We start from the raw sequence: 26,212 nt of genomic DNA on the forward strand, positions 1-26,212 counted from the left end.
CCATCGTGAATCCGCTGCTAGACCGACTTCAGCCCTATCCGTTCCAGCGTCTCAAGGGCCTGCTGGCCGATGCCCAGCCCAATCCGGCACTGCGGCATATCGACCTGTCTATCGGCGAACCCAAGCACCCTACACCAGCATTGCTTACCGAAGCCTTAACGGCCAACCTCGGTGGCTTGGCCCAGTACCCCGCCACCCTGGGCTCCGCGGATCTGCGCAGCGCCATTGCAGACTGGCTGGCCGGGCGCTACGGCATTTCGCGGCCCGATCCGGCGCGCGAGGTACTGCCGGTCAACGGCAGCCGCGAAGCCCTGTTCAGCTTTGTCCAGGCAGTAGTGGACGCGAGCGGCGACAAGCAGCCGATCATCATTTCACCCAACCCCTTCTACCAGATCTATGAGGGTGCAACGCTGCTGGCCGGCGCAACGCCGTATTACCTGAACTGCCTGGCGGACCGCGCGTTCCAGCCGGACTGGCAAAGCGTGCCCGAGGCCGTCTGGCAACGGACCCAGATCGTATTTGTCTGCTCCCCCGGCAACCCGACCGGCGCCGTGATGTCGCTGGACGACTGGTCCCAGCTGTTTGCCTTGTCGGACCAATATGGCTTCGTGATAGCCAGCGACGAGTGCTATTCCGAAATCTGGTTCGACCAGCCTCCGCTGGGCGGCCTGCAGGCCGCGCAGCAGCTAGGCCGGGACTACCGTCGCCTAGTGGTGTTTTCCAGCCTGTCCAAGCGATCGAACGCGCCCGGCCTGCGCTCCGGTTTTGTGGCGGGCGACGCCGACATCCTGGCGGGCTTCCTGCTGTACCGCACCTACCATGGCTCAGCCATGTCAGCCACCGTGCAGGCCGCCAGCGCAGCCGCCTGGCGCGACGAAGCCCATGTTGAAGCCAATCGGGCCGAATACCGCGCCAAGTTCGAGGCCGTCGTGCCCTTGCTGGCCAGTCCCATGGCGGCGCAGTGGCCGGATGCTGCCTTCTATCTCTGGGCAAAGGTACCAGCCCGCTTTGGCGGTGACGATGCCGCATTCACCCGGGCCGTGTTCGAGCAGTGCCATGTCACCATCCTGCCCGGCAGCTATCTGGCAAGAGAAGCGCATGGCGTCAATGCCGGCGCGGGCCGGATACGCATTGCCCTGGTGGCGCCACTGGCCGATTGCGTCGAAGGCGCGCGACGCCTGGCCGAGTTTGCCGGCCAGTAGCCCGGAGCCCCAGCATGTACTCCGCCACCTTCATCTTTGACACCAGGCAGTTTGACGAGGCCTTCCACGCGCTCGACGGCCAGATAGCCGCCGCCGCACGTGCCAGTACCGGTTACCTGGGCGAAGACGCCTGGGAGGACCCAAAGACCGGTCGCATTGCGAACGTCTACTACTGGTCAGACGAAGCCGGCTTGCGCGAGCTGATGGCAGACCCGCGGCACATCGAAGCCAAGCGCCGTTACGGCGAATGGCTGCAAGGCTACCAGGTGATCATTTCGCAGGTTTTGCGCAGCTACGGCGATGGCAGCATCGCCCACCCTGCCAGCCGGCTGGCCGCCTGACATGAACACTTACACATTCGTTTCCAAACCTTTCGACTTCGCCACATTCCAGAAGGAAGCACCATGAGCCAGCACCCATTGCAATCCGTGATCGAAACCGCTTTCGAGAACCGCGCCGAAATCAGCCCAAGCAATATCTCGCCGGAACTGCGTGGCGCCATCGACCAGGTGATCCTGGAGCTGGATCGCGGCACCCTGCGCGTCGCCGAGAAGCACGACGGCCAGTGGATCGTGAACGAATGGGCCAAGAAGGCCGTCCTGCTGTCCTTCCGCGCCAACGACAACAAGCTGATGCACGGCGGCGAAACCAATTTCTTCGACAAGGTCGACAGCAAGTTCGCCAGCTATAGCGAAGCCGACTTCCGCGCCGGCGGCTTCCGCGTGGTACCGCCAGCCATGGCGCGCCGCGGCAGCTTTATCGGCAAGAACGTGGTGCTGATGCCCTCGTATGTGAACATCGGCGCCTATGTCGATGAAGGCACCATGGTCGATACCTGGGCCACCGTCGGCTCCTGCGCCCAGATCGGCAAGAACGTGCACCTGAGCGGCGGTGTGGGCATCGGCGGCGTACTGGAGCCCCTACAGGCCAGCCCCACCATCATCGAAGACAACTGCTTCATCGGCGCCCGTTCCGAGATCGTGGAAGGCGTGATCGTGGAAGAAGGCTCGGTCATCTCGATGGGTGTCTACATCGGCCAAAGCACCAAGATCTATGACCGCGAAACCGGCGAAGTGACGTACGGTCGTGTACCTGCTGGCTCCGTCGTGGTAAGCGGCAACCTGCCTAGCGCCGATGGCAAGTACAGCCTTTATTGCGCCGTGATCGTGAAGAAGGTAGATGCAAAAACACGGGCAAAAACCAGCATCAATGACCTGCTCCGCGGCGTCTAAGCACGGGCGAACCCGCAGCAAAACGCCAAAGTGTTGCCAAATAGAAACATAACTTGTAACACTTAGACGTAACTTTTACATTTTTTTGTTAATTAGTGACTGCTTGATTAGCATCGCCCGCTGCTTGATTGGTGCCACGCACCAATCTGGTGCGGGTGGTGATCCCACCCGAGCTTGGAAATACCGTCAACAAGGCGGTATTTGCCATGAAATGACCTCTCGGGAGTACACATCAATGCAAGTCAAGCGTATCGCTTACGCCCTCAGCCTGATCGGCTTCGCCGCCATCGGCTTCGCTCACGCCGCAGATGAAGCGGTTGAAAAAATTTCGATCACTGGCAGTAACATCAAGCGGATCAATGCCGAAGGCCCGTTGCCTGTCGCCGTGATCAAAAAAGAAGAAATCCAGCAAAAGGGCATTACCTCGACCAACGAGCTGCTGCGCTCGCTGGCCTACATGTCCAGCTTCAACGATGATTTGACTTCCAACAGCCCCAACACCTCGGGCACCGCTGTTGCGAGTTTCCGTGGCCTGGCCGGCGACCAGACCGTCGTTCTGCTGAACGGCCGCCGCATTGCCAATTATGGCTTCGACGGCCAGTTTGCCGACCTGAATACCATTCCCATTGGCGCGATCGAGCGCGTTGAGGTGCTGAAGGACGGCGCCTCCGCTATTTATGGCGCCGACGCTATCGGGGGTGTCATCAACTTCATCACCCGCAAGGACTACCAAGGCGCCGAAGCAACCGCTGGCTATGGCATCACCGAGCGCGGAGATGGCGCTGAGCGCAGCGCCTCCGTGACTGGCGGTTATGGGGACTACAACAACCAAGGCTTTAACGTCTTGGCCAACGTCAACTGGTACAAGCGCGGCATCATCACGAACCTGGACCGTGAACGTACTCGCACCGGCGATTACAGCCGTTTCATCGGCCCCACCGGCAACCAGTTGTCCACCTATGCACCTAGTGGCAACGTACTGAACCCCAAGACCAATCAATGGGAACCGTACGCCCCTTGCCCATCACCCGAATTGTTGGTCACACCGTCGCCCTTGGGCAACGGCACCAGCTGCGTATTCGACTTCGCGCCGTACCGTCCGACCTACAGCCCAACGGAGCGTAAGAGCGCGTTCGTCTCGAGCAGTTTCAAGCTGGCCGACAACGCCCGCCTGTTCGCCGAAGTACTGTACAGCGAGAACGACACTTCCCTGACCGCTGCGCCTGCACCAGCCATCTTCACCGTGCCGGCCAACCATCCGAGCAACAAGTACGGTCAAGCCGTTTCGGTGCGTGGCCGTCCGCTGCAAGCCGGTCCACGCACCACAGATAACGAATCCAAGGCTACCCGCTTTGTGGTCGGTGTTGACGGCTCCCTCGGCGCCTATGACTACAACGTTGCTGTTGGCCAAGCCAAGAACAAGTCGGTCAACACCGACGGTGGCTACTTCCTGAGCGACAAGCTGTTCACCGCGATTGCTAACGGCACGTTCAACCCGTTTGCGACCAACAACAGCCAAGCCGTGATGGACTCCCTGAACGCACACGCCGTGCGTCGTGGTGAAACCACTTACGAATTCGTGGAAGGCAAGCTGTCTGGTGAACTGGTCGACCTTCCCGCCGGCCCCATGGGCTTCGCCGTTGGCGTCGTTGCAGCCAAAGAGAAGCTGAAGGACCAGCCGAACGGGGATCAGATCGCCGGTAACATCTTCGGCTCCATCGCGCAATCGGCTGCAGTCGGTTCGCGTGATTCCAAGGCTGTCTACACCGAACTGGCCGTGCCTATCCTGAAGAACTTGGAAGCCCAGTTCGCACTGCGCTACGACAGCTACGAAGGTGGTACCAACTCGACGACGCCTAAGGTTGCCCTGCGCTTCCAGCCAGTTCAGTCGCTGCTGTTCCGCGGCTCCTACTCGGAAGGCTTCAAGATGCCGTCGCTGCGCGACCTGTTTGGTGGCCAGAACCAGAGCGCCGACTCGGTCCAGGACTTCCCTGGCTGCGTGGTCCGCGGCATTGATCGCTCCAAGTGTTCGCGTCTGCAGTACGACCGTTTCTCGGGCGGTAACGCGCTGCTCAAGCCGGAACAGTCGAAGAGCATGAACTTCGGCATCGTGTTCGAGCCCAACCGCAACCTGACCGTTGGTCTCGACTACTTCATCATTGAGAAGACGGACGAAATCGGCCTGGTTCCGACCCAGTATGTGCTCGACAACTCGCCGTACGCAGCCGGCACCTTCTCTTCCCTGCCAGGCAGCCCGCTGCTGGGCGTGAAGCGTGACACTGGCGGTACCGTGGTCAGCATCCAGAGCGGCCAAGCCAACCTCGGCACCCGCAACATCAAGGGCTTCGACTTCACCAACACCGTGCGCTTCAAGGCCGGTGGTGCTGCCCTGTCATTGGGCACCGACGTGACCTACTACGAGCAGTATGACTATTCCGACCTGCCGGGCACGCCCCAGTACGGTCGCCTGGGTCTATTGAACCTGCCTCGCTACAAGGTCACCTTCAACGGTTCCATGGACCTAGGTGCGACCAATACCCGTATCGTCGTTACACACTTGCCGCACATGCTGGACAAGCCGCAAGCCACTGCATCAAAGGAAGCAACTGCAACCGACAGAATGATCGCCTCGTTCACCACTGTCGATCTGGCCAGCAGCTACAAAGGCTTCAAGGATCTGACCCTGTCGGCTGGCGTGAAGAACCTGTTCGATACCGAACCGCCGTTCGCCAACAACGATACGCGTACTCTGGGCTTCGCTCAGGTTCACGATATCCGCGGCCGCTTCTTCTACGGCTCGGTGAACTACAAGTTCAAGTAATCGCAGCAAACTATCATCGGGACCTGCAGCTGCAAGCAGGTTCCGATGGCAGCAGCACTTGAAAGCCGGGCTCCGCCCGGCTTTTTATGCCTTGTAGACCACAATTCACGCCGAAATAGCATGAGAACAAGAAGACATTTCAGGCGCAGACCGCCTGCGGCGTATTAGAATCATGCCTCGCCCACCCCTTTTTCGTTGATCGACGAATGTCCTGCCCCCCCGCTGAACTGGAAAAGAAATCCCAAGCGCTGACGGCGACTTGGCACGCCTACAAGGCAGCACCCCGGTTCGAGCAGTTCGTCGAGTTCGCCGTGACCTTGTCGAGCTTTGCAGAGTTCCTGCATGGCAAGGGCTTGTCCGGCCTCAACCAGATAGCACGTGACCTTGAACAGCAGGCCCTGGCCCTGTTCGGGGACGAAAACAGCCACCCTGTTCCGCCCGACTCGCTCAAGGAGCTTGATAGCCGGGCCGAAGGGCTGGCCGCGCGCATTGCCAGTTTTATCGAAAACAGCAACCGCCCGGTAGAAGACCGGCGGACGGGCCACGAGCGGGAAGCCGTCAGTGTCGACATCCCGCCCAACCGTCGTGTCTGGTTTGTTGGCAGCAGCATGGTCCCCTGGCGCGATCTCACCACCCAACTGGGCTACTACGGCATCCATGTCGAGGTCTTTGGCTGGCAGAACATCCCGCGTAACCAGGAAGAACCCGCGATCCTGCTGATCGACACGATGGGGTTGGCGATGGAAGAAATCGGCCAGCGCATCCGTATCCTGCGTAGCCATTTCTCGGCCAGCCGCATCGTCGGGCTCAATATCGAAGGTGATTTCATCAACCTGCAGTCCGCCTTGGGCGCAGGCTGCAACTTCTGCTTTGCCCGTGGCACGCCGCAGCCCGCCATCATGGGCAAGATCATGGAGCTTAGCGGCAGCGAGGAAGAAGCCCCCTACCGGGTGCTGGTCGTCGAGGACTCCCTGACTGCCAGCAAGCTGATCCAACGCACCCTGCGCGAGAGTGGCATCGAGAGCTTTGCGATTGCCCAGCCGCGCGAGGTGTTGACCGCCCTCAAGCGCTACCAGCCTGACCTGATCCTGATGGACATGTACATGCCGGGCTGTACCGGCGTGGAAGCCGCCCGGGTCATCCGCCAGCATGCCGAATTCCTGTCCATCCCCATTGTGTATCTCTCTGGCGAGACCGATGTCGCGCTGCAGATCGATGCCTTGCGCCTGGGTGGCGACCATTTCCTGACCAAGCCATTCAACCCGGTCATTCTCAATGCCATCGTCAACAGCAAGATCGAGCGGTACCGTTCACTACGCCGTTCGATGTTCCATGACAGCCTGACCGGCCTACTGAACCACACCAGTTCCAAGCAACGGCTGGATGCGGCGGTCAACAGCGCCGCGGTAGAAGACGAACCGCTGGCGGTCGCTATGATCGATATCGACCATTTCAAGAAGGTGAACGATAGCTACGGCCATCCGGTCGGTGACCAGATCATCCGCAGCCTGGCCTGGTTGCTGAAGCAGCGCCTGCGCAAGACGGACATCATCGGCCGCTATGGCGGAGAAGAGTTCATGGTTGCTTTGCCGGGTGCCAACGGTCAGCAGGCGTTCCAGGTGCTGGATCGTATCCGTCGTGACTTCAGCCAGATCAAGCATCCGTTCAACGAGACCTGGTTCAACACCACCTTCTCCAGCGGTGTTGCCAACTTCCCCCGTATCAGCAGCGGCGAGGCCCTGATCAAAGACGCGGACGAAGCCTTGTACGAGGCCAAGCGCGCGGGCCGTGACCGGGTTGTCAGCCGCGATTAGTCCCCGTTCGCGTTCTACACTTCATACATGTCCAAACTCGCTGCACTTTTGATCGCAGCCCTGTTGACCGGGCTGTCGCTGTGGGCCGCCGGCTCGCTGGCGCGCCCCTTCCTGACCTGGATCGGACACCTGGACAAGCACGACGCGCTGATCTTCCGCTCCGTCTGCCTACTTATACCTATCCTGCTCATCGGCTGGATCATGCATAACCGGCGCCGCAATCCGCCGCGCTCGCACGACGATCAATAAAGCCTGCGGCGCCATATCCTCAAAGCACCGTCAGCTTGTCGCCCTGCTTGAGCAGGCCCAGGCTGCGCGCCACCAGATTGATACCGAACATAGTGCCATCCTCCTGGCGCCGATAGCCGTTGAGCGTCTCCAGCGGCTGCTGCTGTCCGTGCAGGGTTGCGGTATCGGGGTCGACCGTCGTGAAGATGCAGCGCGAGCACAGTTTCATGTTCTCGAAAGTGACCTCGCCAATCCGTATCTGCGTCCAGCTGTCTTCAATGAACGGCACGCTGGTTTCGATCACCAGATTGGGCCGGAACTGCCGGATGCTGACGGGCTGGTCCAGTCGACCGTTGAGTTCCGCCAAGGATGCAGAACCGATCAGCAGCAAGGGGTAACCATCGGCAAAGCCGACCGGCACGCTCGGATCGGCATTGGTGCGGCGCTGGGTTTCCGGGCCGATATGGACCAGGCGACAATTCACCCCCAGATAGTCGGAAAACCAGAAGTCGGCCTCGTCATGGCCGATACGCGCCTCGAACCGGCTGCGCCATACCGGCACTTCCTGCCGGTCCCGCAGGTCTGCGCTTTCCACCCGCAAGGGATCAAGCCCAGGCGCCCGGAAGGTCGCCCCGGTCTCGTCGGCCTCCACTTCGATCAGCACCATGCGCGGATAGGCTCGCCCGGTAAGGAAGCCATCCTTGTCATCCACCAGCATCCAGCGGCGGTCGTGCTGCAAGCCCATGGATTCGACGATGGCCGATTCCACGAGGTTTCCGCGGCAGGACTTGAGGGGGTGCAGGTAGATTTCGGAAAGATGCATGGTGGCTCCAGCGCTTATCGTTGTGACCGACGTCAGGGAAGAAGAGTAGTCTGCAATGAGACTATCGACGAGACAAGTGCTGCAACGCAGTGGGTATATATCGCGGCTGGCGATTAAACTCCTGCCCTCCCTCTCTGTCGGAGCGTGCATGACTACTTTTTCCGCTACCTTGCTCGCCACCCTGCTGGCTGGCGCCGCCCTGTTCGGGCAGGCCGCTGATGTGACCCAGGGGCAAACCTGGCTGGACCATGCCCAGAAGGACCTGCTGCCCTGGTGGACCCAACCAGCCGCCCAAGGTGAACCGGTCGGTCGCTTCCCCACCTTCCGCTGCAATGACGGCAGCCTGTATGTGGCCAGCAATCCTTGCCCGGAGTTCGCCAATCCACCCGCCTGGATCAAGCCGGAGCTGAATCGCGAATACGTGCGCATGCAGTCACGCCAGATCTACGCCTATGCCATGGGCTTTCACCTGACCGGGGATGTGAAGCTGCTGAAGTTGGCACAGGCCGGCGTGAGCGACCTGCGCAACCGGGCACTGGACCGCAAGACCGGCAGCGCCGCCAGCTATTACGAGAACGGCAAGCCACTGCCGGCCGTCGGCCAGCGCCCTTCGCAGGACCTCGCCTACGCCGGCCTGGGCCTCGCGGCTTACTACTACCTGACCCGCGACCCGCTGGTACTGTCGGACCTGATCAAGCTCAAGCAACACATCCTCACCAGCTATCTCGACAAGAAGACCGGCCTGATCCGCTGGGTGATCAAGGACAACGGTTCCGGTGACGCAAAGCGCGAGGAGCTGGTGGCAACCCTGGACCAGCTCAATGCCTACCTGATCCTGGTCACCCCGGTCTTGCCCGAGGGACCGCTCAAGCAGCAATGGCGTGCGGATATCGCCGCGCTCTCCAAGGCAATGGTCAAGCACTTCCATGATCCCGCCAGCGGACGCTTCTGGGGTACCCAGGGTTTGCCGGACAGCGAATCTGCCGATGGCCGCCACAATGACTTTGGCCATACGGTGAAGGCCTACTGGATGCTCTATCTCGGCGCACGGCAGAACCACGACACCCAACTGGCGGCTTTTGCCCGTGATGGCATGCGCAAGACGCTGGACCAAGCCTGGGTTGCACAAAGCAGCAGTTGGGGCGAGAAACTGGCCGAAGACGGCAGCACCAAACCCGGCAAGAGCTGGTGGATCTATGCCGAACTCGACCAGGCCGCCGCAACGCTCGCCGTGATGGAGGGCGACGACCCGGCGCGCTGGCAATCGGCCAGCAACTGGTGGCTGGAACACTTTGTCGACAAGGAGCACGGCGAAGTCTGGGGTGGCCTGCCGGCGGATGGCGTGGCCAACCCCGGGCAGATCAAACAGCACCTGTGGAAGAACGGTTTTCACTCGCTCGAGCACAGCGTGGTGAACTACCTGGCCGCGCAGGCACTCAGCGGCAAGCCGGCTACGCTCTACTATGCCCTGCCTGGCAACCGCACCGCGGCCAACTTCAAGCCCTATACCTTTGATGGCAAGGTGCAGCGGATCGACAAGCTGCAGCAGGATGGCGTACGTGTGCAGCGCGTCAGTATCCAGATCGACCGGCACTAGCCAGTATCAAGAACCGGCGCTGGCTTGCCGAAGCAGGCCAGGCCGCCTATGAAGAAAACCTGCCCCGCCCGGGGTATATCGACAAAGGCTTTGACCTGATGAAATCCGGAGTTTCCATCTACTCGGTAGCGGTGCGCTGATGTCCGCCACGCTTGAAACCCTGAACCAGCACGCCTGCTTTGGCGGTGTGCAGCATTTCTACCGCCATGCGTCGCGCGTGATCGGCCTGCCGATGCGTTTTTCGGTCTACCTGCCGCCCGCAGCACAGTCCGGCCCGGTCCCTGCCCTGCTCTATCTTGCGGGGCTGACCTGTACCGAAGAGACCTTCATGATCAAGGCTGGCGCCCAGCGTCTGGCGGCCGAACTGGGCCTGGCCCTGATCGCGCCGGACACCAGCCCACGTGGTGCGGGCGTTGCCGGGGAGACCGACAGCTGGGATTTTGGGGCAGGCGCCGGCTTTTACCTGGATGCCACCGAAGCACCGTGGTCCCAGCACTACCGGATGGAGAGCTATCTGATCGACGAACTACTCCCGCTATTGCAGGCGACGCTGCCGATCGATGGCAAACGGCTGGGCATCTTTGGCCACTCCATGGGTGGGCACGGCGCCTTGACGCTGGCTTTGCGGCATCCCGGTGTATTCCGCTCCCTGTCGGCTTTCGCACCGATCGCCGCGCCGAGCGAGTGCCCATGGGGCGAAAAGGCATTCGGCGGTTATCTGGGTAACGACAAGGCAGCCTGGCTGGCACATGACGCCAGTGTGCTGATGACCCAGGCCAACACCCCTTACCCGGAAGGCATCCTGATCGACCAAGGTCTGGCGGACCAATTCCTGACCACGCAGCTCTACCCCGAGCGGTTCGAAGCCGCCTGCCAGGTAGCCAACCAGCCGCTGACGCTGCGCCGGCACGCTGGCTATGATCATGGTTATTACTTTATCAGTACCTTCATGGCCGACCATCTGGCCCACCACGCGAAGATACTGGCAGGTTAAAGGGCGGGGGCGCTGGCCGGCCCCTTCACTTGCTTGCTGCTGACGTGCCGCTGAGCGAAGCGATCACCGTCTGCAAGATTTCGTCGGACAGCTCGGTCCCTTCCGCCACCCGTGCCAGCACCAGGGCCCCCACCATGGTGGCGTACTGGTTGATGGCCTTCTCTCGGCGGCTCGCCACATTACGGCCGGGTGCGACACTGGCCAGGAAGTCGATATTGGCCTCGACCCCGGCACGCGCGCCCTGGCGCACGGACTCCCCTTGTCTCGCCACATCGCCACCCAGAGCAGCAATGACGCAGCCTGCTCCCGGGTTGGCACGATGCCGCTCCGACAGGTAGCTCCGCGCGATAGCCGTCAGTGGCTTTTCATCCGGTGACCGTTCCACCATATGCCGCATCTCCGCCACCGCTGCCGTGCCGGCACGCGCCGAGGCCTGAGCCATGAGGTCTTCCTTGGAGGAAAAATGGCCGTAGAAGGCGCCGTGGGTCAGTCCCGCCTGCTTCATCAGATCTGCGAGGCCAATGCCATCAAAGCCCTTCTCGCGAAATACTCTTGCGGCGGTATCCAGTATCCGCTCCCGGCTCTCTGCAGCTTGCTCCCGGCTGACGCGCATGGCGATGCTCCTGATCCTCTGATACAGCAATTATACATTACCATCATCATGGATAATTGCGGTACAGGACCATTCATCCGTTGCTGGGCACCGCCATGGCGATAGCCATGGTAGGCTGCGGCCCTTCGTACCATTCAGCCCAGCGCGCCAGATCATGAAACCCGCTCCCTTGCTCGACTTCTCTACCCGCAAGGCCCTGCTGTTCGCACTGAGCGCCCAGCGGCTGGTGTTGTTCTACGAGCATGGCATATGGATGAACGAGGCGCAGGGCGTTGCCCAGTTGGGCGATTGGCTCGCCCGCCATAAGCTCCAGCTTTCGCAGACCGAGCGCAAACAACTGGCGGAGCTCAGCGATGGCTTTACCCGGCAGATCGCCGCCAGCCTGTCGCGCGAGGCCGGGCTCTATACCGCGCATGAAATGAACGAGGCGCTGGACCCGAACTATCACTCTCCACTCGCGCTGCAGATGCTGGAAGAGTGCGAACGCCTGCTGCAGTCGCTGGACACGGAACCACCGCTCCCCGCGCCTTAGCCGCCCCCCCCTCAGACCCACTCCTCACAAGCTGGTACGGCGACCGATCGTCGGCCAGGCTGCAGCGCCTCTTTTATTTGGAAATCTTTTTCTAGATAATATTTGGAAATCTTTTTCCAAATGCCATGTTTACCCAACGCTCCAATCCCCCTGCCAAGCATGTTGTCGGCGATGAAACCCGCCAGCTTCTGATCGACGCCGCGACCCAGGTCTTCCTTGCTGAAGGCTTCAAGGCGGCACGGGTCAAGGATATTGCCGATCTCGCGGGGGTACGGCTGTCCGCCATCAACTATCACTTCGGCGGCAAGGAAGGCCTCTACCTGGCGGTGCTCGAGCATCATGCCCGGCTCGCCATGATGTATGCCCCCTTGCCCTCCGCCACCACCGACATGCCGCTGCAAACCCGTTTTACCGGCTTCGTCCGTGCCCTGGTGCTACGCATGCTGGACCCGGCCAACCCGTCGCGCATTGCCAGCCTGATGGTCCGGGAAGCCGCCAGTCCGACACCGGCCTTGCAGGTGATGTTCGAGTACTTCACCAAGCCCCAGTCGGCCGTACTGTTCGGCATGCTCAAGGAGATCCTCGGACCGAACGTGAGCGAGGACCAGGTCGCCCGGGCCGGGCTGAGCATCGTCGGCCAGAGCATGGTCTACGTCGGCATGCGGCCGCTGGTCACCTTGCTGCGGCCCGACTTCTACCAGCGCCAGGGCGCCGTCGAGGAGCTGGCCGAACATATCGCGGTTTTTTCATGGGCCGGCCTACAGGCGCTGGCACAAGGGAGCAATCATGCAAAGTAAGGGATGGTATCTGCTGGCCTGTCTGGGTTCGGCCGCCTGCGAGCAGCGGACTGCCGGCAGCCTGCACGGCTATGTGGAAGCGGAGCCCATACGTGTCGCCTCTCCGGTAGGAGGCAGGCTGGCGCAGCTGAATGTCGACCGCGGCGATGCCGTGCAAGCCGGCCAGGCACTGTTCACGCTCGAGCAGGACAGCGAACGCGCAGCGGTTGACGAAGCCCAAGCCAAGCTGGCGCAAGCCGAGGCGCAGGCGGCCGATCTGGAATCCGGCAAACGGCCTGATGAACTGGCGGTACTCGAGGCTGGCCTCAAGGCGGCCCAGGCTGCACAACGGCAATCCGAGAGCGACCTGCAGCGCCAGAGCGCGCTGGCCAAGCAGGGCTTCATCTCCGGCGCGAGCCTGGATGCACTCAAGGCCCGTCGCGATGCCGACGTCGCCCAGGTACAGGAGATGCAGGCCCAGCTGCGTGCGGGCAAGCTGGCCGCCCGCGACAATAGCCGCCTTGCCGCGCAGGCGGGTTCCGCAGCTGCGAACGCACAACTGGCCCAGCGCCAATGGACGCTGACGCAAAAATCCGTCAACGCCCCCGCTGCCGCACGGGTGGAAGACCGTTACTACCGCCCGGGGGAATGGGTGCCGGCCGGCGCACCCGTGATCAGCCTGCTGGCACCCGGTGCGATCAAGGCCCGCTTCTGGGTGCCGGAACCGCTGATCGCCGGACTGCCCGTAGGCAGCAAGGTACGGCTCACCTGCGACGGTTGCCAGGCTAGCCTGCCGGCGACGGTCCGCTTCGTGGCGCGGGAAGCCGAATTCACGCCACCGGTGATCTACAGCCGGGAGAACCGCGCCAAACTGGTTTTCCTGGCCGAAGCCACGCTCGACAAGCCCGAGGACGCCGCACGCTTGCGGCCCGGCCTGCCCATCGATATCAGCCGAGCGACACCATGAGCGAGCACGTCATTGATGTCAGTGGGCTGACCAAGCGCTACGGTAACAAGACCGTGGTCGACAATCTCTCCATGCAGGTAAGGCGAGGAGAAATCTACGGCTTTCTTGGCCCAAACGGTTCGGGCAAAACGACCTCCATCCGCATGATGTGCGGCCTGCTCACGCCCGACGCTGGCCAGGGCCACACACTGGGCTACGACGTGGTCAAGCAGGCTGCGGCGATCAAGCGCGAAGTCGGCTACATGACCCAGCGTTTCGGCCTGTACGAGGACCTGAGCATCCGCGAGAACCTCGATTTCGTCGCTCGCGTCTACAGCATGGACAAACGGGCCGAGCGCGTCTCCCAAGCGCTGGCACGGCTAGGCCTGGAAGGCCGTCAACACCAGATGGCCGGCAGCCTCTCCGGCGGCTGGAAGCAACGTATGGCGCTGGCTGCCTGCATGCTGCACGAGCCTCGCCTGCTTCTGCTGGACGAGCCCACGGCCGGGGTTGATCCCAAGGCACGGCGTGACTTCTGGGACGAGATCCACAAGCTGGCGCACGAGGGCATCACCGTGCTGGTTTCCACCCACTACATGGACGAGGCCGAGCGCTGTCACCGGCTGGGCTATATCGCTTACGGCAAGCTGCTGGCCATGGGCACGCCGGCCGAACTGGTACGTGACTCCGCACTGACGACCTGGACCATCAGCGGCCCCACGGCTGGCGACCTGGTCACCACGCTGGAATCCGCCCCCGGCGTGGAAATGGTGACCCGCTTTGGCAATGCACTGCATGTCAGCGGCAGCGATACCGCCGCATTGGCGGCCACCGTCGCCCCCTACCAGGGGCGCCCCGATCTGACAATCCAGCAAGGCGACCCTGCGCTGGAAGACGTATTCATTCACCTGATGCGGCAATCCGCTGACAACTATTCTCCACACTGATGCATATCCTGATTTCCTGCTTCGGCAGCGCTGGCGACGTCTATCCTTTTCTGGCCATCGGCCAGGCATTGCGGCAACGCGGCCATGAGGTCTCGCTGCTTGCCTCCCCCTATTTTCAGCAGCGTATCGAGGCGGCCGGCCTCGGCTATATCCAGGTCGGTACGCTGGAAGACTACCACCGCGCCGTGGCCGATACCGACCTCTGGCATCCGCGCCGCAGTTTCTCCATCGTCTGGCAACACATGCGGGTCCACCTGCGTGCGGCCTACCAGCAAGTGCTGGACCATGCGCGCAGCGATACCGTCCTGGTGGGCAGCACGCTGGCCTGGAGCAGCCGCATGGCGCAGGAGAAGCTCGGCCTGCCCGGTGTAACAGTCCATCTTTCGCCCAGCTGCCTATTCTCGGCCCACGATCCGGCCATCTGGCCCGGACTGGGCTGGCTGCGCAGCCTGCCAACCGGACTGGTGCGCCCCTTGCAGAGCCTTATCGAGCGCGTGGGGATGGACCCGGTCGTGCTGCCGGGCCTCAATGCGCTCCGCGCCGAGCTGGGTCTGCCGCCCACACGGCGCGTCATGAGCCATTGGGCCAACTCGCCACAGAAGGTGATCTGCGCCTTCCCCGACTGGTTCGCCGCACTGCAGCCCGACTGGCCCGCCAATACGATCACTACCGACTTCCCTCGCTGGAATGCCAGTACCGGTGCGGTGCTCGACCCCATGCTTGCGCGCTTTTTGCAATCGGGCCCACCGCCGGTAGGCATTACGCCAGGCTCGGCCATGGCCCACGGCCGGCCAGTGTTCGAACGCGCCCTCGCCGCCTGCGATGCGCTGGGTTTACGCGCCGTGCTGATCACCCCTTACCGCGACCAGTTGCCGGAAAAGCTGCCAGCCTTCGCCCGCCATGTGAACTATGTGCCGTTCGACCTGCTGCTGCCCAAGCTGGCCGCCTTCGTCCACCACGGTGGCATCGGCACCCTCGCGCAGAGCCTGGCGGCGGGCGTGCCGCAACTGATCACCCCCTTCGCCCATGACCAGTTCGACAATGCCGCCCGGCTGGAGAAATTGGGCGCCGGCCGCAGCATTGCGCCGCTAGCCAGCACCGGCAAATGGATCAAGGCCCTGCATGGCCTGGTCGGCAACGAAGACATTGCCGATGCCTGCCATCGCTGGGCACTGCAAAGCCATGGCGACGTGCCGGCCGCGGTCAGGATCGCCGAGCAGATCGAAACACTTCGTCCGGTAGGTACCCAACCATGACAGCCGGTTTCAGCCTGGGTCGCCTCTATGCGGTCATGCTCAAGGAGTTCATCCAGCTCCGCCGCGACAGGCTGACGTTTGCCATGATGATCGGCATCCCGCTGATCCAGCTCACGCTATTTGGCTTTGCCATCAATGGCGACCCGAAAGCCCTGCCCACCGTGGTGGTGGCCGAGGAACACAGCACGACCAGCCGCTCGCTGGTCGCCGCACTGACGCAATCCGGTTACTTCAAGCTCACCCGCTCGGAAGTCAGCGCCGCGGAAGCGAGCGAGATGCTGGCCCGCGGCGAGGTGCAGTTTGCCTTCACCATTCCGGCCGGGTTCGAGCGCAAGCTGATCCGCGGTGAACGTCCGGCGCTCCTTCTGGAGGCCGACGCGACCGACCCTAGCGCCACGGGCAATGCCATCGCTGCCGTACAACAACTCAGTACGACGGCGCTGGCCCACGACCTGCGCGGGCCGCTAGCGGGACTCGCCCCCGGCGCCCCACCGTTCGAGGTTCGCATCCAGCGCCGCTACAACCCGGAAGGGGTTACCCAGTACAACATCGTGCCGGGGCTGATGGGCGTGATCCTCACGATGACCATGATCATGATGACCGCGCTCGGCGTCACCCGCGAGGTGGAGCGCGGCACCATGGAAAACCTGCTGGCCACGCCTGTCCGGCCGCTGGAGGTCATGGTCGGCAAGATCGCGCCGTATATCCTGATCGGCTATGTGCAGGTCAGCGTCATCCTCCTGGCTGCGAAGTTCATCTTTGCCGTGCCCTTTGTCGGCAGCCTGTTGCTACTGCTTGGTTGCATCCTGCTGTTCATCGCCGCCAACCTTACCGTCGGCATCACGATCTCCAGCGTGGCTCGCAACCAGACGCAGGCCATGCAGATGACCTTCTTCTTTTTCCTGCCCTCCATGCTGCTATCGGGCTTCATGTTCCCGTTCCGCGGCATGCCGGCCTGGGCCCAGGCCATCGGCGAGGTATTGCCGTTGACGCATTTCCTGCGGCTGATACGCGGCGTGATGCTCAAGGGCAGCCATCTGACCGAACTCTGGCCCAGCGTCTGGCCGCTGCTGCTGTTTATCTGCGTGGTGATGGCAGTGGGATTGAAGCGGTTCCGCAAGACGCTGGATTAGGGCGGCGGTTGCCGGGACTCCCTACCGAGTAACCTAAGCATCCGTCGGTGGCGATGTCATGGCGATGCCCCTACACTGCCAGCAACCGCCGATACAGGCGGTGTGTTTCCATACTCAGGTAGGCAAGCCATGTCCTTAGAAGACGATATCGAACTGATCGCCCGCCAGGAGCGACAACTGTGTTTCCCCAGTTTTGATGCCGACACCGCCTGGCAGGTCGGCAGCCGCCTGCGGGAACTCGCACTGGAACGCTCGGTGAATGTGGCGATCGAGATTGAGCTCTCCGGCTTGACGGTATTTAGCAGCTATATGCCCGGCACCACGCCTGACCATGCGGACTGGATACGCCGCAAGCGCAATGTGCTGCAACGGTTCCGCCGTAGCTCCTATGCCGTAGGCCTGCAACTGAAGCATAAGGGTGGTGACCTGCTGGAGCAGCAGGGCCTGCCCCTGCGGGACTATGCCACCCACGGCGGCTGCTTCCCGATCCGCTTGGTGGGCAGCGACTGCATAGGTAGCATCACCGTATCCGGCCTGCCGCAGCGGGAAGACCACGGCATGGTGGTCGAGGTACTGGCAGAGATCCTGGATCAGCCACTGGCCGAGTTGGCCTTGCCTGCTTTGCCACAATAGCGGTTTAATCCGGCGCTATCGGGCCTGCCAAGCCACCGCAGCCCCCCATTCGAATACCACCCAAAGGCCACACCATGAGCGCAGAGACTGAACAGCAATTCTTCGACCGGGCCGATGCCTTCCTGCAACTGGCCAACGAAAATTGCACCGACGAAAACCTCGCCGATGTGACCGCCGCCTTCATGTACGCCGCCGCCCGCTTCAATACCTGGGTCCATGCCCGCGGCGTGAACTCGGGTGAGGAAATGGCCAAGGGCAAGGACAAGGCAATTGCCTACTTCCTTGATCAGTACAAGGCCATGCTCGAAGAGAACTTCGAGGACTACGCCGATGGTTTCGATGAATACATGAAGGACTAAGCAGAAAATTAAAACTGCAGCTCATCGCCCGGCAAAGCCGGGCGCTAAGCGGCGGCAGGATATCGACGACTCCTCGTTGATTTATTCCCCCTCTCCGCGCCGCCGCGACTAGGTGGTTGTCGCCCCGTAGGGGCATACAACCACAGCATCTTCCTTGCGGGTGGAGCCTCGCTAAGGCTCGATCATCCGCGAGCAGGGCCATCTTAAGTATTAGCCGTGCAAGGAACGAGAGTCGCCTGGCGCTTGTTCCCTGGCTTGCATGCCGTAGTCACGCACCACGGCAGCCACGCGTAGCCGATAGTCGTCGAATATCCCGTCCCGCCCCCTGGCCTGCACCACACGGTGCGCCTCCAGATTGCGCCATTGCGCCACCGCGGCCTCATCCCGCCAGAACGATAGCGACAATAGCTTGCCCGGCTCGCTCAGGCTCTGAAAACGTTCGATGGAATGGAATCCATCGATCTGGGCCAATAGCGGCCGCAAGCTCGCTGCCGCATCCAGATAGGCCTGCGACTGACCATCGGTCGGATGGACTTCGAAGATCACCGCGATCATGCCGTCGCTCCGGATACCGATACCGGCGCCGGTTTACCCAGCGTGCCGACCACTCCCTCCAGAAAAGTACGCTCCTCTCGCAGGATGAAGCGCATCGACTGCGCCATCGCAAAGTTCTCACGCCCGGCCGAGTCCGTGCGCAGGCGCTGGCGATAGGCCTCGTATGCTGCCAGGCTCTCAAAGCCGATCAATGCCCAGGCAATATCGTTGGTGCCTTCCAGCGGCAGGAAGTAGCCCAGCAACTGACCGCCACAGCGCGGGATGATACGGCCCCAGTTCTCGGCGTATTGGCGGAAAGCCTCGCGCTGGAACGAGTCGATCTGGTAGCGGATAAAACAGGTGACTTGCATGGGTGGCTCCCTGGTTGCGATGAGCACACAGTAGCGCTTTACCCCCGGCCAATGGTTCGTCTAGGATCGAACCATGACCGACGGACCCAATATCGCCCGCATCGCCGCCTTGATCGGCGATCCCGCCCGCGCCGAGATGCTCACCGCCCTGATGGCGGACCGCGCGCTGACCGCTACCGAGCTGGCCGACATTGCCGGCGTGACCAAGCAGACCGTCAGTGCCCACCTGACCAAGCTCCTGGACGCGCAGATGATCGTCGTCGCCCAACAAGGGCGGCACCGCTATTTCCGGCTGGCCGGACCGGACATCGCCCAGTTGCTGGAGGCCCTGATGGGCGTCGCGTTCCGTACCGGGTCGGTCCGCCTGCGCTCCAGCCCGCGCGAGCCGGCCCTGCGCAGGGCCCGGGTCTGCTACGACCATCTCGCTGGCGAACTGGGGGTGATGGCGTATGAAGCCATGCTGCAGCAAGGACTGCTGCTGGATGAGGGCAACAAGCTGAATGTGAGCGAGCGCGGCCTGCGCTGGTTTGGTGAGCTGGGCATCGATGCCGGCGCGCTGACAACCCAGCGCCGACACTTCTGCCGGCCTTGTCTGGATTGGGGAGAGCGGCGCCACCATCTGGCCGGTTCACTCGGCAGTGCCCTGCTCACCCGTATCGAGCAACTGGGATGGGCAAAGCGCCAGACCGGTTCGCGCATCGTGCATTTCAGCGCTGCCGGAGAGCGGGCTTTTCAGGCCTGTTTGACTGGAGAGCAGGCCGTTCAGCCGGAATCTGCGAAATAAATGCAAAAAAATGGAAAATATTAGGGTTCTCTCATCCATATGGGTGATGTGCGAATTTTCCAGACCCGCTACAGTTCATCCCAGAAAAGAGTAGGAGGAAAACCCGGCGAGGCTGTAAACCGGCCCGCCGGGCACTACAAAAAGCTATCTGGGATAATTTATTTAGGTAGTTGTGGAATACATAATGACGACCAGGGTGTAGGTTGGAGGAATGTAATAGACAAACGGGGCGCCTTCTCGGCAGCCCCGTTTCGTTTTTGGGCCGCCCCCCATGCAGCGCCCCGTTGATGGCAGGCGGTCAGGTCACGATCTCCACCACCAGTTTTCCCTGCGCCTTCCCCGTCTCGATCAGCGCATGCGCTTCCATCGCCGTGTCCAGGCTGAAGCGGCGCGGGTCCAGCAGCAGTCTCAATTTACCGGCCTCGGCCAGCTTCGTTGCCTCCCGCAGGATATGTCCATGGTTGGCGCGGCCCTTGCCGGTCAGCATGGGCCGCAGGGTGAACACGCCCGAATACGTCGCCGCCCGGAACGACAGTGGGGCCAACTTGTGGGTGCCCCAACCCAGCGCACTCAATACGTGACCGCCATAGGTGCGGGCAGCGACAAATGAGTCATCCAGCGTCGCGCCGCCGACGGTATCGAACACGATATCGAAGCCCTCACCGTCGGTATGCTGCGCCACATAGTCAGCCACCGTCGTGCTGGTGTAGTCGATCGGCGTTGCACCGAGTGCCCTCACTGTCTCCATCTGTCCGGGCGATACCGTCGCATAGACTTCCGCGCCTCGTGCCTTGGCCAACTGGACCGCAACATGGCCAATGCCGCCGGTACCGCCGTGTATCAGCACCTTCTGTCCGGCATGCACGTTGGCACGATCGACCAGGCCTTCCCAGGCCGTGATGAAGACCAGGGGCAAGGCCGCCGCTTCCCGCATGGTGAAGTTGGCCGGCTTATGAGCCAGCAGTTGGGCGTCCACCGCCGCATAATCGGCCAGCGAGCCCTGCAAGCCGGCTACGCCACCGGTCATGCCGTAGACCGCATCACCAGGCTGAAAGCCAACTACACCCTCACCGACCGTATCCACCACGCCTGCCAGATCAATGCCCAGTACCGATTGCAAAGGCTGCTGGGCATGGTCTGCCTTGCCGGCGCGGATCTTGGTATCGAGCGGGTTGATGCCGCTGGCGTGGATACGAACCAGCACTTCACCCCTGCCGGGCGTCGGGCGCGCGATGGTGCGCAGTTGCAAAGGGGCGGCGTGCTGTTCAAGTACCAGGGCTTGCATGGTGGCGGTAGCAGACATGATGGAGTTCCTCATTCAGGGTGCGTTGTTGATGCGTCATTCTTTTCCATGCAAATTCGCACGTAAATCAACGATACTGCACACACCTCATACATAAATGCATGAACCATGGAATGGAGTGACCTGCGTATTTTCCTGGTCATTGCCCGGGCCGGTACCCTGGGTGGTGCCGCGCGGCTCGCGGGTCAGACCCAGCCCACCATGGGCCGCCGTCTACGGGCCCTGGAGCAGGCTTTGGGTCAAACGCTGTTCCAGCGCACGCGTGATGGCTTTGTACTGACGGACGAAGGCCATGCCGTGCTGGCCTATGCCGAGCGGATGGAAGAAGAAGCAAGCGGCATCAGCCGCACCCTGGCGGGACAGGATCAATCGCTGGAGGGGCCGTTGCGGATATCGTCGTCCGACTGGTTCGGTATCTGCCTGCTCACGCCCATCCTGGCCGATTTTGCCAAGGCCCATCCCAAGGTCAGCATCGAACTGCTTACCGATGCCCGCTTGCTGAACCTGGCCCGGCGCGAGGCCGACCTGGTATTCCGCATCCACCCCTTTGACGAGCCCGACATCGTGCAACGCAAACTCATGCACATGCCCTATGCGCTATACGCCGCAGACGGCATGGCGATGCCGGTGGCAGGCGACGGCGCAGGCAGCCGACTGGTCACCATGGACAGCGGCTTTGCCGAGCTGCCCGATGCCGTCTGGCTGCGCCGGTTACTACCGCGCGCGCAACTGGCCTTTGGCAGCAATAGCCGGGAAGCCCAGGCCCGGCTCTGCGCCGCAGGCGTTGGCCTGGCTGTATTGCCCACGCCTTTGGGCGATGCCACGTCCGGCATCCGTCGAGTGGAGATGGGCGAGGCACCGCCGGGCCGTGACGTATGGATGGGTTACCACCGCGACTTGCGACGCCTGGCAAGATTGCGTGCGCTGATCGACGCGACTACTGACGTGCTATCCCCCAAACAGGCGATTGTGGCCCCCGAGGCCAGCGGTTAAGCTCAAAGCCAAACGGGAAGCCGCCTTGCGGGCACTTCCCATTCACGACCTGTCCCCTTACGGAGCGCTAGTGAAGTATTTGATCGTCTTGTTTGCCACCCTCGCCCTGCTGGCACCTGCGCAGGCCGCCCGTAAGAGCACCGGCCTGAGCCACCCCAGGAGCAAATCGGTCCGGCCGCATCTCAGCAAACCCCGCATACAGCACACGCTCAACGCACCGCGCGCCAGCAAGGCACCACGCAGCAAGCCTGTGCATCACGGCCCACCGCGCAACGCCAAGCGCCTGCCCGTCCACCCAACCCCCTATCGCTCAGCGCAGCGGCGTTGAACATCGCCACCTCGCCGATAGCAAGCTGCGGCAATTTCCCCGCAAGCTTGCCCTGTTCGTCATGCACGCCTTTTGGTCGTCGCCAATTTGCCGCACCATAGGCCATCTGCACGCCCTCTCATGCCAAACGGCTCACGGAACAACGCACCATGCCCCACCTGCCCAGCTATATCGCCCCCACCCGCTACAAGGACCCTGCTGCTGCACTGGCGCAGGCAAGGCTGATCTACGAACACAGCCTGGCCCACCTGCGCGACGCCATGCAGCGCTTTGTCGCCGGCGAGACCCTGCCCGGCCATGTCAGGGCCTGCTACCCCTTTATCCGCGTGCAGACCAACACCGTCGCGCGCTGCAACTCCGGTGGCAATGCCGGCCTCGCCTACGGTTTTGTCGCCGGCCCCGGCCGTTTCGAGACAACGCTGACGCGGCCCGACCTGTTCTCCAGTTACTACCTCGAGCAATTCAAGCTGCTGCTGGAGAACCACAATACCGAGCTGGAAATCGGCACCAGCGCCCAGCCGATACCGGTGCACTTCTCCTTTGCCGAGCATGACCATATCGAAGGCAGCCTGAGCCAGGAGCGCCGGCAACTGATGCGCGATGTGTTCGACCTGCCCAATCTTGCCGCCATGGACGATGGCATCGCCAACGGCACCTTCCAGCCCGCACCCGGCGAGCCACAGCCACTATCCCTGTTCACCGCGCCGCGCGTGGATTATTCGCTGCACCGCCTGCGCCACTACACCGGCACCGCGCCCGAGCATTTCCAGAACTTCGTGTTGTTCACCAACTACCAGTTCTATATCGACGAGTTCGTACGGCTGGGCCATGAGGCCATGAACGACCCGGCCAGCGAATACATCGCCTTTATCGAACCCGGCAACCTGATCACCCGTCGCGTGGGTATCCCTGCCGGTGCAGGTGATGAATTGGGCAAGGCCCCGCCCCGCCTGCCACAGATGCCGGGCTACCACATGGTGCGGGCGGATGGCTGCGGTATCAGCATGGTCAATATCGGCGTCGGCCCCGCCAACGCCAAGACCATCACCGACCATATCGCCGTACTGCGCCCGCACGCCTGGATCATGCTCGGCCACTGCGCCGGCCTGCGCACCAGTCAGCAACTCGGCGACTATGTGCTCGCCCACGGCTACGTGCGCGAAGACCATGTGCTGGATGAAGAACTCCCACTCTGGGTACCGATCCCCGCGCTGGCCGAAATCCAGCTCGCCCTGCAGGAGGCTGTCTCGGACATCACCCAGGTCGAAGGCAATGAACTCAAGCGCATCATGCGCACCGGCACGGTGGCAAGTACCGACAACCGCAACTGGGAGCTGCTGCCCGACAACGGCCCGCAGCGCCGTTTCAGCCAAAGCCGCGCCGTAGCACTGGACATGGAAAGCGCCACCATCGCCGCCAACGGCTTCCGCTTCCGCGTGCCCTACGGCACCTTGCTATGCGTGAGCGACAAGCCGCTGCATGGCGAGATCAAGCTACCGGGCATGGCCAACCACTTCTATCGTGAACGGGTGGACCAGCATCTGCGGATCGGCATCCGCGCGATGGAGCTGCTGCGTGACCAGGGGATAGGTCAGTTGCACAGCCGCAAGCTGCGGAGTTTTGCGGAGGTGGCGTTTCAGTAAAGCTGTCGGCTACGAGGAACACCGGGACTTACCGGTCAGGTTGGAATGTCGGCGCCATTTGGCGATACGATCCACGCGTCCGGTAAAACGCCATGGTCGCCACGCTTGTGGCGATCGAACAGAAAGGCCGGGAGTCCACTGGGCACTGCGGCATCGTAGGATGCCTACTGGCGGAAGGTGCGCCTACTACGACGGTAGGCTGATTCAACCCTTATCCCAGCCCTTTCTACCAAAGCCGAATCATTGATCGTGGCTGGCGAGATAGTCCTCCACCGCCTGTTTGGCCTGCACCACGTTGGTTTTGTTCTCGGCCTGGTAGAGCTTGATAGCCGCCAGTTTTTGGCCGGGCATCAAGGCCAGTTCCTGCCAGGTGGGTGGTGCCATTTCTGCGGTAACGGCCTGGGCGGCAGTATCTGGAATGAATACACCCGCTTGTCATCACGGAAACGAGCGTGCAGATTGAATTCCGTTGTTTGCCAGGCGTCGCTGCTTGGATCCGGGTAACTGGCCTGAACTCTTCCACGGCCAATCACCCAGGTCATATCCGGCGCACGCTTTGCATGCAGATCCTGCCGGCTGTCTTGAAATGAAAAATCCAGAGGCAGTTGATCGAAAAATGCTTTGTGCTGGTCGGCTCCGTCCGAATACAAAAAGGCGGCAACCAGAACCCGATATTGCGGCAGGCGACGCGGTGCGTCAGGGGTTTCTTCAAACAGCAGATCGAAGCCCCCTTCCTTGGAAACAAGATATTGGCAACCGTCGCGCTGTTCCTGAATACGGTGCGTAGGCAAGGTGGCCAGAAAGTCCGCGATCTCAGGAGAATTGATTGCCGAGCCAAATAACTGCGCTATTTTCTGAACGAAATCCATGCGGTCCACCGGCTGTTGCGACTGTCAGACCAAGAGACGCTGCAGGCCCTGGTCGATTTTCCCTAGCTTGAAGCGTCAGTCTGAGCGTTTCTCAAGTAGCACGACAAACTCACCCAAGCCCTCAAAACTCACTTGCATTGGCTCTGCAAGCGGCACCGTAATCACACCTGCATATGACCCCGTCGTCACCCACTGCCCAGCCTTCAACCCCTGACCACGGCTACGCAGCCACTCGGCGAGCCAGTAGAGGGGCTTGCGGGGCAGGCCGTCCGGGTGGCGGGCGGCGCGTTGTTCGGCTAGGTTCTTTGATGTGAGCGTCAGCGCAAACTCGCTGGCGGAAGCGGCCAGATCAGTATCCAGTTCCGGGCCGATGTAGAGGCCCTGGTTCACCAGGCCATCGGCCAGGTTGTCGGGAAAGACATTGCCGGCATCGGGCAGATAGCGGCTGTCGATCAGTTCCAGTACCAGGTGACTCGCGGCGATGGCGGCGTCGACTTCCGCCGGGGTATAGGGCTCGGGTCGGGCAGGCAGGTCCTTGCCCAGGCGAAAAGCAACCTCGGGTTCGATCCGGGTCTTGCCGTTGCGCTCCCACACCTTGCAGGGGCTGGTGCTGTAGATGGTGTCTGCATAGATGGGGGCGACTACCAGCTTCCCTGCGGACGGCAGCGCGCACTTCCAGCCGGCTATGGGCTGGCCCATCTGCTCGGCAACGGCCGCCTGGATGGCCAGGGCCGTCTCAAGATCCGTCGGCCGGCAATCGGCTGGCAGGCAAGCGCCCTGTATGCCTTGCTGGCGACGCTGGGCGAGGATGCGGGCGGCGGCCTGAATATCGATAGTCATAACAGTCTCTAGACGAATGTGTAGCATGCGAGGCCGATATGATGCGGCAGCCGATGGATTTCGGCGAACACATCGCATGATCTTGCCGCAGCCTGCGCGACAGGTGCCAGCAACGGAGCCTAGCTTGATACGTCCAGCCGAACAAAAAGACTGCCTCAATCTTGCCGCCCTGTCCCTGCAGGTCTGGCTGCATACCTACGCAATGGAAGGCATGCGGGACGAAATTTCCCGCTATGCGTTGACGACCTTTACGCCGGACTATTTCGCCCAGCGCATCGCCTCCCCGCGCTACCGGCTGTATGTAAAGACCAGTGGGTACCATCTGCTGGGCTTTATCAGTGTCGACCTGGCGGCTAGCTGCCCGGTAGATGCCAATGCGGGCCTGGAGGTAGAAACACTCTATGTGCACGTGCACTTCAAGGGCCAGTCCATCGGCAGCCAGTTGCTGCGCACGGCGCTGGCCGAGCTCGGCCCCAAGCTATGGCTGACAACGTGGGTACATAACACACAGGCCATCGGCTTCTATCGCGCCTTCGGTTTTACAGACATCGGCGCGACCTGGTTCGAGATGGAGGGCGAGCAGCACGAGAATCGCGTCCTCGCCTATGCTGCTAAGTAACGCCCCCTCACCATGACCACCC

28 protein-coding genes are annotated in these 26,212 nt (G+C 62.0%); 21 read left to right on the forward strand and 7 right to left on the reverse strand.

Translation table 11 applies throughout. From position 1 onward, the window contains the following. The first annotated feature begins 5 nt into the window (after positions 1-5). From dapC to ACYVHK_RS08670, 6 genes are all read left to right on the forward strand, one after another. Positions 6-1,202, forward strand: a complete 1,197-nt coding sequence (gene dapC, locus ACYVHK_RS08645; protein WP_460529923.1) for a pyridoxal phosphate-dependent aminotransferase — start codon at positions 6-8, stop codon at positions 1,200-1,202. A gap of 14 nt (positions 1,203-1,216) precedes the next feature. After that, complete coding sequence (locus ACYVHK_RS08650; protein WP_460529925.1) at positions 1,217-1,543, forward strand: antibiotic biosynthesis monooxygenase; 327 nt, start codon at positions 1,217-1,219, stop codon at positions 1,541-1,543. Positions 1,544-1,606: 63 nt separating this feature from the next. Beyond that, positions 1,607-2,434, forward strand: a complete 828-nt coding sequence (dapD, locus tag ACYVHK_RS08655) for a 2,3,4,5-tetrahydropyridine-2,6-dicarboxylate N-succinyltransferase (protein ID WP_460529928.1) — start codon at positions 1,607-1,609, stop codon at positions 2,432-2,434. Between the two features lie 235 nt (positions 2,435-2,669). Then, complete coding sequence (locus ACYVHK_RS08660; protein ID WP_460529931.1) at positions 2,670-5,255, forward strand: TonB-dependent receptor; 2,586 nt, start codon at positions 2,670-2,672, stop codon at positions 5,253-5,255. A gap of 206 nt (positions 5,256-5,461) precedes the next feature. Further along, a complete protein-coding gene (locus ACYVHK_RS08665) occupies positions 5,462-7,069 on the forward strand; it encodes a GGDEF domain-containing response regulator (RefSeq protein WP_460529935.1) in 1,608 nt (535 codons plus the stop codon). 27 nt (positions 7,070-7,096) lie between these two features. Continuing rightward, on the forward strand, positions 7,097-7,318 hold the full coding sequence (locus ACYVHK_RS08670; RefSeq protein ID WP_460529938.1) for a hypothetical protein: 222 nt from the start codon (positions 7,097-7,099) through the stop codon (positions 7,316-7,318). Between the two features lie 19 nt (positions 7,319-7,337). On the opposite strand, the gene ACYVHK_RS08675 is transcribed toward ACYVHK_RS08670, so the two are convergent. Next, entirely contained in the window at positions 7,338-8,120 is a 783-nt protein-coding gene (locus ACYVHK_RS08675; protein WP_460529941.1) for an MOSC domain-containing protein, read from the reverse strand. A gap of 148 nt (positions 8,121-8,268) precedes the next feature. Between ACYVHK_RS08675 and ACYVHK_RS08680 the strand changes: the two genes are divergently transcribed. Together ACYVHK_RS08680 and fghA are read left to right on the forward strand one after the other, a co-directional pair. Next, positions 8,269-9,717 carry an AGE family epimerase/isomerase gene (locus tag ACYVHK_RS08680; RefSeq protein ID WP_460529944.1) on the forward strand — a complete coding sequence of 483 codons (1,449 nt, stop codon included), beginning with the start codon at positions 8,269-8,271 and terminating at the stop codon, positions 9,715-9,717. A 139-nt stretch (positions 9,718-9,856) separates the two neighbouring features. Continuing rightward, positions 9,857-10,711 carry an alpha/beta hydrolase family protein gene (gene fghA, locus ACYVHK_RS08685; RefSeq protein ID WP_460529947.1) on the forward strand — a complete coding sequence of 285 codons (855 nt, stop codon included), beginning with the start codon at positions 9,857-9,859 and terminating at the stop codon, positions 10,709-10,711. A gap of 25 nt (positions 10,712-10,736) precedes the next feature. Here the strand turns inward: fghA and ACYVHK_RS08690 are convergent, their stop codons facing one another. Then, positions 10,737-11,324, reverse strand: a complete 588-nt coding sequence (locus ACYVHK_RS08690; protein WP_460529950.1) for a TetR/AcrR family transcriptional regulator — start codon at positions 11,322-11,324, stop codon at positions 10,737-10,739. Positions 11,325-11,478: 154 nt separating this feature from the next. On the opposite strand from ACYVHK_RS08690, the gene ACYVHK_RS08695 reads away from it, so the two are divergent. From ACYVHK_RS08695 to ACYVHK_RS08730, 8 genes are all read left to right on the forward strand, one after another. Then, on the forward strand, positions 11,479-11,856 hold the full coding sequence (locus ACYVHK_RS08695; RefSeq protein WP_460529953.1) for a hypothetical protein: 378 nt from the start codon (positions 11,479-11,481) through the stop codon (positions 11,854-11,856). A 125-nt stretch (positions 11,857-11,981) separates the two neighbouring features. Next, the gene (locus ACYVHK_RS08700) at positions 11,982-12,653 is read left to right on the forward strand and encodes a CerR family C-terminal domain-containing protein (protein WP_460529956.1); all 672 of its coding nucleotides are present in this window, start codon (positions 11,982-11,984) and stop codon (positions 12,651-12,653) included. Continuing rightward, the gene (locus ACYVHK_RS08705) at positions 12,643-13,599 is read left to right on the forward strand and encodes an HlyD family secretion protein (protein ID WP_460529959.1); all 957 of its coding nucleotides are present in this window, start codon (positions 12,643-12,645) and stop codon (positions 13,597-13,599) included. The genes ACYVHK_RS08700 and ACYVHK_RS08705 overlap by 11 nt, the downstream gene beginning before the upstream one ends. After that, complete coding sequence (locus ACYVHK_RS08710) at positions 13,596-14,525, forward strand: ABC transporter ATP-binding protein (protein ID WP_460529962.1); 930 nt, start codon at positions 13,596-13,598, stop codon at positions 14,523-14,525. Before ACYVHK_RS08705 ends, ACYVHK_RS08710 begins: the two co-directional genes overlap by 4 nt. Continuing rightward, positions 14,525-15,781, forward strand: a complete 1,257-nt coding sequence (locus ACYVHK_RS08715) for a glycosyltransferase (RefSeq protein ID WP_460529965.1) — start codon at positions 14,525-14,527, stop codon at positions 15,779-15,781. Before ACYVHK_RS08710 ends, ACYVHK_RS08715 begins: the two co-directional genes overlap by 1 nt. Continuing rightward, on the forward strand, positions 15,778-16,914 hold the full coding sequence (locus ACYVHK_RS08720) for an ABC transporter permease (protein ID WP_460529968.1): 1,137 nt from the start codon (positions 15,778-15,780) through the stop codon (positions 16,912-16,914). The genes ACYVHK_RS08715 and ACYVHK_RS08720 overlap by 4 nt, the downstream gene beginning before the upstream one ends. 129 nt (positions 16,915-17,043) lie before the next feature. Further along, complete coding sequence (locus ACYVHK_RS08725; RefSeq protein WP_460529970.1) at positions 17,044-17,547, forward strand: heme-degrading domain-containing protein; 504 nt, start codon at positions 17,044-17,046, stop codon at positions 17,545-17,547. A gap of 74 nt (positions 17,548-17,621) precedes the next feature. Beyond that, positions 17,622-17,906, forward strand: a complete 285-nt coding sequence (locus tag ACYVHK_RS08730; RefSeq protein ID WP_460529973.1) for a DUF3144 domain-containing protein — start codon at positions 17,622-17,624, stop codon at positions 17,904-17,906. Positions 17,907-18,116: 210 nt separating this feature from the next. On the opposite strand, the gene ACYVHK_RS08735 is transcribed toward ACYVHK_RS08730, so the two are convergent. Continuing rightward, entirely contained in the window at positions 18,117-18,461 is a 345-nt protein-coding gene (locus ACYVHK_RS08735; RefSeq protein ID WP_460529980.1) for an antibiotic biosynthesis monooxygenase family protein, read from the reverse strand. Further along, positions 18,458-18,811, reverse strand: a complete 354-nt coding sequence (locus ACYVHK_RS08740; protein WP_460529983.1) for an NIPSNAP family protein — start codon at positions 18,809-18,811, stop codon at positions 18,458-18,460. Before ACYVHK_RS08740 ends, ACYVHK_RS08735 begins: the two co-directional genes overlap by 4 nt. 73 nt (positions 18,812-18,884) lie before the next feature. Between ACYVHK_RS08740 and ACYVHK_RS08745 the strand changes: the two genes are divergently transcribed. Next, complete coding sequence (locus ACYVHK_RS08745; RefSeq protein ID WP_460529986.1) at positions 18,885-19,595, forward strand: ArsR/SmtB family transcription factor; 711 nt, start codon at positions 18,885-18,887, stop codon at positions 19,593-19,595. Positions 19,596-19,893: 298 nt separating this feature from the next. Here ACYVHK_RS08745 and ACYVHK_RS08750 read toward each other — a convergent pair whose 3' ends face one another. Further along, positions 19,894-20,898 (reverse strand): zinc-dependent alcohol dehydrogenase family protein, encoded by a 1,005-nt coding sequence (locus ACYVHK_RS08750; protein ID WP_460529989.1) that lies wholly within the window; start codon positions 20,896-20,898, stop codon positions 19,894-19,896. Between the two features lie 108 nt (positions 20,899-21,006). Between ACYVHK_RS08750 and ACYVHK_RS08755 the strand changes: the two genes are divergently transcribed. The 3 genes from ACYVHK_RS08755 (at position 21,007) to ACYVHK_RS08765 (ending at position 23,862) form a co-directional block, all read left to right on the forward strand. After that, positions 21,007-21,891 carry a LysR family transcriptional regulator gene (locus ACYVHK_RS08755; RefSeq protein WP_460529992.1) on the forward strand — a complete coding sequence of 295 codons (885 nt, stop codon included), beginning with the start codon at positions 21,007-21,009 and terminating at the stop codon, positions 21,889-21,891. 70 nt (positions 21,892-21,961) lie between these two features. Then, on the forward strand, positions 21,962-22,219 hold the full coding sequence (locus ACYVHK_RS08760; RefSeq protein ID WP_460529995.1) for a hypothetical protein: 258 nt from the start codon (positions 21,962-21,964) through the stop codon (positions 22,217-22,219). 149 nt (positions 22,220-22,368) lie between these two features. Continuing rightward, positions 22,369-23,862 carry an AMP nucleosidase gene (locus tag ACYVHK_RS08765; RefSeq protein WP_460529998.1) on the forward strand — a complete coding sequence of 498 codons (1,494 nt, stop codon included), beginning with the start codon at positions 22,369-22,371 and terminating at the stop codon, positions 23,860-23,862. Between the two features lie 350 nt (positions 23,863-24,212). Here the strand turns inward: ACYVHK_RS08765 and ACYVHK_RS08770 are convergent, their stop codons facing one another. Further along, on the reverse strand, positions 24,213-24,731 hold the full coding sequence (locus tag ACYVHK_RS08770) for a hypothetical protein (protein ID WP_460530001.1): 519 nt from the start codon (positions 24,729-24,731) through the stop codon (positions 24,213-24,215). Positions 24,732-24,806: 75 nt separating this feature from the next. After that, the gene (locus ACYVHK_RS08775) at positions 24,807-25,571 is read right to left on the reverse strand and encodes a 2-keto-4-pentenoate hydratase (RefSeq protein ID WP_460530004.1); all 765 of its coding nucleotides are present in this window, start codon (positions 25,569-25,571) and stop codon (positions 24,807-24,809) included. A 124-nt stretch (positions 25,572-25,695) separates the two neighbouring features. Here ACYVHK_RS08775 and ACYVHK_RS08780 point away from each other — a divergent pair, with 124 nt between their 5' ends. Further along, positions 25,696-26,190 (forward strand): GNAT family N-acetyltransferase, encoded by a 495-nt coding sequence (locus ACYVHK_RS08780; RefSeq protein ID WP_460530007.1) that lies wholly within the window; start codon positions 25,696-25,698, stop codon positions 26,188-26,190. The last annotated feature ends 22 nt before the right edge of the window (positions 26,191-26,212 follow it).

Source organism: Chitinimonas naiadis (genome assembly GCF_054780835.1).

Excerpts from the sequence above, each read along its gene's own strand:
- ACYVHK_RS08650 (WP_460529925.1), top strand. The coding sequence starts at position 1,217 with ATGTACTCCGCCACCTTCATCTTTGACACCAGGCAGTTTGACGAGGCC.
- dapD (WP_460529928.1), top strand. The coding sequence starts at position 1,607 with ATGAGCCAGCACCCATTGCAATCCGTGATCGAAACCGCTTTCGAGAAC.
- ACYVHK_RS08660 (WP_460529931.1), top strand. The coding sequence starts at position 2,670 with ATGCAAGTCAAGCGTATCGCTTACGCCCTCAGCCTGATCGGCTTCGCC.
- ACYVHK_RS08665 (WP_460529935.1), top strand. The coding sequence starts at position 5,462 with ATGTCCTGCCCCCCCGCTGAACTGGAAAAGAAATCCCAAGCGCTGACG.
- ACYVHK_RS08670 (WP_460529938.1), top strand. The coding sequence starts at position 7,097 with ATGTCCAAACTCGCTGCACTTTTGATCGCAGCCCTGTTGACCGGGCTG.
- ACYVHK_RS08675 (WP_460529941.1), bottom strand. The coding sequence starts at position 8,120 with ATGCATCTTTCCGAAATCTACCTGCACCCCCTCAAGTCCTGCCGCGGA.
- ACYVHK_RS08680 (WP_460529944.1), top strand. The coding sequence starts at position 8,269 with ATGACTACTTTTTCCGCTACCTTGCTCGCCACCCTGCTGGCTGGCGCC.
- fghA (WP_460529947.1), top strand. The coding sequence starts at position 9,857 with ATGTCCGCCACGCTTGAAACCCTGAACCAGCACGCCTGCTTTGGCGGT.
- ACYVHK_RS08690 (WP_460529950.1), bottom strand. The coding sequence starts at position 11,324 with ATGCGCGTCAGCCGGGAGCAAGCTGCAGAGAGCCGGGAGCGGATACTG.
- ACYVHK_RS08695 (WP_460529953.1), top strand. The coding sequence starts at position 11,479 with ATGAAACCCGCTCCCTTGCTCGACTTCTCTACCCGCAAGGCCCTGCTG.
- ACYVHK_RS08700 (WP_460529956.1), top strand. The coding sequence starts at position 11,982 with ATGTTTACCCAACGCTCCAATCCCCCTGCCAAGCATGTTGTCGGCGAT.
- ACYVHK_RS08705 (WP_460529959.1), top strand. The coding sequence starts at position 12,643 with ATGCAAAGTAAGGGATGGTATCTGCTGGCCTGTCTGGGTTCGGCCGCC.
- ACYVHK_RS08710 (WP_460529962.1), top strand. The coding sequence starts at position 13,596 with ATGAGCGAGCACGTCATTGATGTCAGTGGGCTGACCAAGCGCTACGGT.
- ACYVHK_RS08715 (WP_460529965.1), top strand. The coding sequence starts at position 14,525 with ATGCATATCCTGATTTCCTGCTTCGGCAGCGCTGGCGACGTCTATCCT.
- ACYVHK_RS08720 (WP_460529968.1), top strand. The coding sequence starts at position 15,778 with ATGACAGCCGGTTTCAGCCTGGGTCGCCTCTATGCGGTCATGCTCAAG.
- ACYVHK_RS08725 (WP_460529970.1), top strand. The coding sequence starts at position 17,044 with ATGTCCTTAGAAGACGATATCGAACTGATCGCCCGCCAGGAGCGACAA.
- ACYVHK_RS08730 (WP_460529973.1), top strand. The coding sequence starts at position 17,622 with ATGAGCGCAGAGACTGAACAGCAATTCTTCGACCGGGCCGATGCCTTC.
- ACYVHK_RS08735 (WP_460529980.1), bottom strand. The coding sequence starts at position 18,461 with ATGATCGCGGTGATCTTCGAAGTCCATCCGACCGATGGTCAGTCGCAG.
- ACYVHK_RS08740 (WP_460529983.1), bottom strand. The coding sequence starts at position 18,811 with ATGCAAGTCACCTGTTTTATCCGCTACCAGATCGACTCGTTCCAGCGC.
- ACYVHK_RS08745 (WP_460529986.1), top strand. The coding sequence starts at position 18,885 with ATGACCGACGGACCCAATATCGCCCGCATCGCCGCCTTGATCGGCGAT.
- ACYVHK_RS08750 (WP_460529989.1), bottom strand. The coding sequence starts at position 20,898 with ATGTCTGCTACCGCCACCATGCAAGCCCTGGTACTTGAACAGCACGCC.
- ACYVHK_RS08755 (WP_460529992.1), top strand. The coding sequence starts at position 21,007 with ATGGAATGGAGTGACCTGCGTATTTTCCTGGTCATTGCCCGGGCCGGT.
- ACYVHK_RS08765 (WP_460529998.1), top strand. The coding sequence starts at position 22,369 with ATGCCCCACCTGCCCAGCTATATCGCCCCCACCCGCTACAAGGACCCT.
- ACYVHK_RS08770 (WP_460530001.1), bottom strand. The coding sequence starts at position 24,731 with ATGGATTTCGTTCAGAAAATAGCGCAGTTATTTGGCTCGGCAATCAAT.
- ACYVHK_RS08775 (WP_460530004.1), bottom strand. The coding sequence starts at position 25,571 with ATGACTATCGATATTCAGGCCGCCGCCCGCATCCTCGCCCAGCGTCGC.